This is a genomic window from Candidatus Erwinia dacicola, assembly GCF_001756855.1.
Lineage (GTDB): Bacteria > Pseudomonadota > Gammaproteobacteria > Enterobacterales > Enterobacteriaceae > Erwinia > Erwinia dacicola.
On the sequence record NZ_MAYS01000087.1, the window covers coordinates 1 to 1,680 of the forward strand.

The following is a 1,680-nucleotide window of genomic DNA, read 5'->3' on the forward strand; positions in this document are numbered from 1 at the left end:
CGCGGGAGATTAAGCTCTCTGGCGATGGTAGCCGGTTTGACACCTTCACCCCGCCGCTTTTCAATGTAGAACCGCTCTTTCTGAGTCAGATGTTTTCCCTGCATGCAACAGGCTCTCCAGTAGGACCAGAACGAAGATTTTATTCGGGTCTGGCCAGTGGGTCACTTTGTTGCGTTTCGAGTGGGAATGGGGCATCGACATGCCGGAAGCAGAAACACTGCCCAAGAACAGCAAAGAAAAGGCTATCTGGGAGCGCAGCATCAAGATTGGCTGGGCTAAGGGGCGGGAAAAAGCCGATTAGATACTGGAAGCCAATTTCAATCGTCTGACCCGCGACTACAACGGCATGTTGCGCTACTCGACCCTGTTGCAGAGCGGCATGATCAAGCAACCGATAATCTCGTGTAAGGCGCTGACCGTGACTGGAGACAGCCGCACTATGACGCTGGGCGATGAAGTGAAGCGGATCGAACAGCCAGCGCGGCTCGATATTAAGAAAGAAAACTGGAAGCCAACAATACGGTAATAGTGATGGAACAGAGGGACGATTTCATTTTCGATTTTGGCGGCTACCCGGATGCGCAGTCGATGAAACGCTTTTTTGTCCACTGCGCCCAGAATGAAGTCTCCGACATTACCCTACAGGGTAACGCCCGTATCTGGGTAGAACGGCACGGGCGGCAGTTGGCTGCAACGAAATTTCGGGTCGAGCAATCCCGGCTGGAAGAAGTCGTTAACGCGATATTCGGGGCAACGGTGCGTTCGTCGCTGAATCAGGGGAAAATAGTCAATCAGGCGTGGGAACTGGTGGGTGATGAAAACGCCATGCTGGGTTTACGCAAAGGCAGCAAGGCACGTTTTCGCATCAACTTCACGCAGGCGACGGTTGCCGGTCGCGCAGGCCAGTTTTCAGTGACGCTGCGTGTGCTGAACAACAAAATAATTCCGCTTGAAACGATGGGGTTTGAAAGCGAATTATTTGAAGCGTTGTTTTCCGGTTCAGGCATTGTGTTTATTGGCGGGGAAACCGGTTCCGGTAAAAGTATGATGATGGCCGCTATTTTCCAGTATCTGGGACGGCACTATCCCAACCGCAAAATTATTACCTTCGAATGGCCGGTCGAATACCTTCTCGGTGTTGATGATGAATTATGGATAGCGCCGGAGCCTGCGCAGTCTGAGGTCGGCACAGATGTCGCCTCCTTCGATATCGGTATTTCGGAATCCGCCCTGCGCCGCTCGCCAAAAGTGATCGGCGTCGGCGAAACGGTCGAGTCCGTCAAGGTGGTGTAAATTCAGATCCAGCCTTCCGGTCCGGTAATATGTCTGTTAAGCGCTGAGTGGCAGCGCCTCGATCACATCGTTTTCAGCGGTCTGCTCTATCTCCGCCATGCTGTGCTGCGGCAGGTAGCGGTTCTGCAACAGCCATTCTTCGTTCTGCTCCGTCAGCACCGCACCCAGAAGCCGGGTTATGCTCTCTTCGTTGGGAAAAATACCCACCACGTGGGAACGCCGCTTTACCTCTTTATTCAGGCGCTCCAGCGTGTTCGTGGAGTGGATTTTCACCCGGTGCGCTCCCGGGAACCCGAAGTACGCCAGCCCCTCCGCCTCCGCTTTGTCCATCATCTCTGTGACTGCCGGGAAGTTCTTTCCAGCTGGGCCGCGACCTCGCGCCAGGTG

1 protein-coding gene and 2 pseudogenes are annotated in these 1,680 nt (G+C 54.3%); 2 read left to right on the forward strand and 1 reads right to left on the reverse strand.

Features of this window, described 5'->3' with window-relative positions:
* The first annotated feature begins 136 nt into the window (after positions 1 to 136).
* Positions 137 to 526 (forward strand): annotated as a pseudogene (locus BBW68_RS19405) (type IV secretory system conjugative DNA transfer family protein).
* Positions 527 to 531: 5 nt separating this feature from the next.
* Complete coding sequence (locus BBW68_RS02445) at positions 532 to 1,293, forward strand: ATPase, T2SS/T4P/T4SS family (protein ID WP_070133860.1); 762 nt, start codon at positions 532 to 534, stop codon at positions 1,291 to 1,293.
* Positions 1,294 to 1,329: 36 nt separating this feature from the next.
* Here BBW68_RS02445 and BBW68_RS02450 read toward each other — a convergent pair.
* Positions 1,330 to 1,680: pseudogene (locus tag BBW68_RS02450) on the reverse strand (transposase); the annotation flags it as partial.

What these genes read in the sequence shown, in the direction of transcription:
- BBW68_RS02445 (WP_070133860.1), top strand. Translation starts at nt 532, where the DNA reads ATGGAACAGAGGGACGATTTCATTTTCGATTTTGGCGGCTACCCGGAT.